A 4,382-nucleotide genomic window follows, 5' to 3' on the forward strand; every position below is an offset into this window, starting at 1 on the left:
CCACTATATGGACGAAGCCGAGCGCTGCCACCGCATCAGCTACATCTCCTATGGCAAGATGCTGGCCACCGGCACTGTCGCCGAAGTGGTGAAAAATGCCGGGCTGACCACCTTCGTCCTGCAGGGTCCGCGCCTCGATCAGGTCGCCGAAGCGCTTCAGGGCCGCCCCGGCGTCGATCAGGTGGCGCCGTTCGGCGCGACGCTGCATGTCGTCGGCTCCGACAAGAAGAAGCTCGAAGCCGTGCTTGCCGATGTCGAGAGAGAGCACAAGGGCGTGAAAGTTTCGCCCGGCGAAACCAGCCTCGAGGACGTCTTCATCCAGTTCATGTCCGGCTCGAAGGACAACATGGAATGAACAGCGTCTTTTCCTTCGCCCGGCTTGGCGCCTTGCTGATCAAGGAATTCATCCAGATGCGGCGCGACCGCATCACCTTCGCCATGATGCTCGGCGTGCCGCTGATACAATTGGTGCTTTTCGGCTACGCCATCAACAACGACCCGAAAAGCCTGCCGGCAGCACTCGTGGCGACGAGCAACGATCCCTATACGCGCGCCATTGTCGCGGCGCTGCAGACCACCGGTTACTATCGTTTCGACCATGTCGCGCAAAGTGCCGCCGAGGCCGAGTTCCTGATATCGCGCGGCGACGTTGCCTTCGTCGTCACCATCCCGGCCGATTTCGCCAGGAGGGTGGAGAGCGGCAACAGCCCGCAGATACTCATCGAGGCCGACGCCACCGACCCGGCGGTGGCCAGCGGCGCCATCTCGACGCTCGGCACAGTCGCCAGCCAGGCGCTGCTGAGGGCGCAAGGCACGCAGGAAGCCGCCGCCGAGGCCGCCAAGGGTCAGCTCGATGTCGTCGTACACCGGCGCTACAATCCCGAAGGCATCTCGCAATACAACATCGTGCCCGGCCTGCTGGGCGTCATCCTGCAGATGACCATGGTGATGATGACCTCGATCGCGCTGACACGCGAGACCGAGCGCGGAACGATGGAGAACCTGCTGGCGATGCCGTCCAGCCCGCTCGAGATCATGATGGGCAAGGTGCTGCCCTATCTGGCGGTCGGCGGCGTGCAGGTGGTGGTGGTGCTGGCGGCGGCGAAACTTCTGTTCGCCATCCCCTTCACCGGATCGATGTCGCTGCTCCTGACCGCCGTGCTGATCTTCGTGCTGGCGCTAGTGCTGCTCGGCTACACGATTTCGACCATCGCCCGCACGCAGATGCAGGCGCTCCAACTCACCTTCTTCTTCTTCCTGCCGTCGATCATGCTGTCCGGCTTCATGTTCCCGTATCGCGGCATGCCGGACTGGGCACAAATCTTCGGCGAGATATTCCCGCTGACGCATTTCCTACGCATCACCCGCGCGGTGATGCTGAAGGGGGCCGAACTGCCGGCCGTGGCAACGGAGATCGGCTGGCTGGTGGTGTTCGTGGCTTTGTTTGCCGGCGTAGCATTGGTGCGATTCAGGCGGACACTGGATTAGACGCCGCACGACCTCCAGTCTTGCTACCAGCCTTCGCTCCTTGCTCCGCCCGTGGATGACGAAGGGAGAAATGCTTTCGCCAATCTCCATGGTTTATAACTGCCACTAACCGTTGAGCGATTTCGGGCCGCTGACGAAGGCGCTCCCCTTGACGTAAAACCGCAGCGGGCGATCGGCATCCTTTGTAATGCCGATCCGGATGCCTTGGGCGATGTCGCCGCCTTGATGCTCGTCGGTTGCCAGCCATAGCGGGCCTTTGCGGCAAAGATCGAGCCCGTCGAGCGAACGATCGATCCGCAGTGCCTGGGCTAGCCTTCCCGGTCCTCGCGCAAGGTCGCGCAAGCGCTCGATGCCGCGATTGAGCCGCATGAGCGCAATGCCTTCGAGCGGCTCGAGCGCCCTGATGAGCACGCCGGTTCCGACCCCTGGCATCTCGCTCGAGACGTTGAGCATGTAGGAGATGCCGTAGGCGAGATAGACATAAGCGTGCCCAGCCTCGAGAAACAACGAACGGTTGCGCGGCGTCTGGCCCCGGTAGCCGTGCCCGGCGGCATCGCCGGTCACATAGGCCTCGGTCTCGACGATGCGGCCGCTGGCGATGCCTTCGGGCAGTTCGCGCACCACGATCTTGCCGATGAGAGTGCGGGCAAGGGATGCCGTATCGTCGGGCAGCTCAGAACGCGTGAGCGGGCGGTAGATGACCATGTTCAGCCCGGCGACGATTTGGAGGCGGGCGAGGAGTGATCCAAGGCGAAACCTGCCTCAGATCCATGTCGGATCCTTTGGACATCCCGTCTCAAGCCGCGGCCATGATCCCGGCATAAGTGCCGAAATCGACATTGCCGCCGGACAGCACCACGGCAACGCATTTGCCGGACAGTTCGATCTCGCCCGACGACAGCGCCGCCAACGCCACGCAGCCGCCGGGCTCGACCACCAGCTTGAGATAGGCCATGGCGTCGCGCATCGCCTGTGCCGTCGCCTTGTCGGAAACGGCGATGCCGCCTGCCAGGTTCCTGCGGTTGATCTCGAAGGTGATCAGGCCGGGCTCCGCGGTCAGGATCGCGTCGCAGATCGACGCGTGGCCGGGTTCGTTCGACACCCTGGCGCCGGCGGCCAGCGACCGGCGGGTGTCGTCGAAATGCTCGGGCTCCACCGCCCAGACCGCAGTGTTGGGCGAGGCGTCCTTGACGGCAACCGAAATGCCGCTGGTCAGGCCGCCGCCGCCGCAGGGAATGACGACCGCGTCGAGGTCGACGCCAAGCGCTTTTGCCTGGCGCATCAATTCGAGGCCGATCGTGCCTTGGCCCGCAATGATGGCCGGGTCGTCGAAGGGTGGCACCAGCACCATGCCTCTTTCCACGTAAGGGCGAACCACGCTCATGCGGTCGTCGCGAAAGCGGTCGAACGGCACCACCTCCGCCCCCATCTTGCGGACGTTAGCGATCTTCATCGCCGGCGCGTCTGAAGGCATGGCGATGACCGCCTTGACGCCGAACATCGCGGCCGAAGCGGCGACACCCTGCGCATGATTGCCCGACGAGAAGGCGACGACGCCCTGGCTGCGTTCTTCGTCGCTCAGCGACGACAGCTTGTTGTAGGCACCACGGAACTTGAACGAGCCGGTACGCTGCAGCGTCTCCGGCTTGAACAGGATGCGGCCGCCGAAGCGCTTGTTCAGCTCCTGCGATTCGATCAACGGGGTTTCGACGATCAGGCCGGCGAGACGCGCGGCGGCGGCGTGGATGTCGGCGATGCCGGGAGGGGTGGTGGCGGTCATGTGAGGTCCAGTGGACAGGGGTCTTTCCATGATGCCCGCAAAGGGAGGCGGCGCACCATGGGAAAAATGTGACCGTTACAAGGTTTAGCGAGACGGTCGCCAACGCCTCGGCTGCACGCCCCCCTCTGGCCTGCGGACATCTCCCCACGGGTGGGGAGATCGGCTGGGTATCCGCTTTCGCCAATTTCCAACGTTGAAGAAGGGGCACACCTAATGAAGCTGACAATCTCCCCCACGTGGGGGAGATGTCCGGTAGGACAGAGGGGGGCGCCGTCCCGCCGCCGTCTCACGAGTTTCACCCCAACAGCGTCCTCTGCCTCTTGCTCCCGCCCAGCTTGCGCCAGTTGTTGAAGCGGTGGCTGGCGGCGGCAAAGGATATCTTCATCTGCTGGGCGACCGAATAGCGCGACTTGCCCTCGTCGAACATGCGGTAGCAGCACTCGACGCCTTCCTCGGTCAGTTTGCCGTCCGGCGCCTTGTTGTGCGGATTGGCGGGGTCGAATTTCTCGACCTGCTGCTCGACCAGGCCTTTCAGGCGCTGCAGATCGGCCTCGATGCTGGCGATGAGATCGAGAACGGGCTTTGGGTCATAGGGATGCGGAGGCTGTTTTGCCGTCATCTGCGGGTTCCTTGTTCTGGCTGGGTTGAATTATATAGGTGAACATTCACTGATAATGAAGGGGTCGGCCCGGCATGCGAGCTTCAACAATTCTTGACCGCGACCCAAGCGCGCAATTGACCGGAGGCACCTTGAGCCCTAGTTTAGAACTATTCTAAACTAGGGTGAATTCCTCATGCTTTCCCGTGTTTTCGGCTTCGGCCGCCGCCCCTTCGAATCGCTTTCCGAACAGGAGATCCTGGCGCTGGCCATTTCGTCCGAGGAGGATGACGGTCGCATCTATCGGGCCTATGCCGACGGCCTGACGGAAAACTTCCCGCAATCGGCAAAAGTGTTCGAGGAGATGGCCGAGGAAGAGGATGGCCATCGCGATTCGCTGATCGAGCTTTTCCGCAAGCGTTTCGGCGAGCGCATTCCGCTGATCCGGCGCGAACATGTGAAGGGCTATTACGAGCGCAAGCCCGACTGGCTGGTCCGGCCGCTCGGCATCGAGCA

The 4,382-nt window shown here is 63.0% G+C and carries 5 protein-coding genes and 1 pseudogene; 3 read left to right on the forward strand and 3 right to left on the reverse strand.

The window, feature by feature from the left end; genetic code table 11:
• Both ENZ75_RS22740 and ENZ75_RS22745 read left to right on the forward strand, forming a co-directional pair.
• Positions 1-355 (forward strand): annotated as a pseudogene (locus ENZ75_RS22740) (ABC transporter ATP-binding protein); the annotation flags it as partial.
• Positions 352-1,488 (forward strand): ABC transporter permease, encoded by a 1,137-nt coding sequence (locus ENZ75_RS22745; RefSeq protein WP_013528655.1) that lies wholly within the window; start codon positions 352-354, stop codon positions 1,486-1,488. The pseudogene ENZ75_RS22740 and the gene ENZ75_RS22745, both read left to right, overlap by 4 nt.
• Positions 1,489-1,593: 105 nt before the next feature.
• Here the strand turns inward: ENZ75_RS22745 and ENZ75_RS22750 are convergent, their stop codons facing one another.
• The 3 genes from ENZ75_RS22750 to ENZ75_RS22760 form a co-directional block, all read right to left on the reverse strand.
• Positions 1,594-2,193: a DNA-3-methyladenine glycosylase gene (locus ENZ75_RS22750; RefSeq protein ID WP_063169646.1), complete on the reverse strand. Its 600-nt coding sequence runs from the start codon at positions 2,191-2,193 to the stop codon at positions 1,594-1,596.
• A 91-nt stretch (positions 2,194-2,284) separates the two neighbouring features.
• Complete coding sequence (locus ENZ75_RS22755; RefSeq protein WP_027161221.1) at positions 2,285-3,268, reverse strand: threonine/serine dehydratase; 984 nt, start codon at positions 3,266-3,268, stop codon at positions 2,285-2,287.
• 295 nt (positions 3,269-3,563) lie between these two features.
• On the reverse strand, positions 3,564-3,887 hold the full coding sequence (locus ENZ75_RS22760; RefSeq protein WP_024502197.1) for a hypothetical protein: 324 nt from the start codon (positions 3,885-3,887) through the stop codon (positions 3,564-3,566).
• Positions 3,888-4,062: 175 nt separating this feature from the next.
• Between ENZ75_RS22760 and ENZ75_RS22765 the strand changes: the two genes are divergently transcribed.
• Positions 4,063-4,382, forward strand: a 320-nt coding sequence (locus ENZ75_RS22765) for a ferritin family protein (RefSeq protein ID WP_281061263.1), incomplete at its 3' end; no start/stop codon positions are given.

It is taken from the genome of Mesorhizobium sp. M7A.F.Ca.CA.002.04.1.1 (genome assembly GCF_004022805.1).
Lineage (GTDB): Bacteria > Pseudomonadota > Alphaproteobacteria > Rhizobiales > Rhizobiaceae > Mesorhizobium > Mesorhizobium ciceri.

Coding starts and splice junctions, on each gene's coding strand:
- ENZ75_RS22745 (WP_013528655.1), top strand. CDS start 352: ATGAACAGCGTCTTTTCCTTCGCCCGGCTTGGCGCCTTGCTGATCAAG.
- ENZ75_RS22750 (WP_063169646.1), bottom strand. CDS start 2,193: ATGGTCATCTACCGCCCGCTCACGCGTTCTGAGCTGCCCGACGATACG.
- ENZ75_RS22760 (WP_024502197.1), bottom strand. CDS start 3,887: ATGACGGCAAAACAGCCTCCGCATCCCTATGACCCAAAGCCCGTTCTC.
- ENZ75_RS22755 (WP_027161221.1), bottom strand. CDS start 3,268: ATGACCGCCACCACCCCTCCCGGCATCGCCGACATCCACGCCGCCGCC.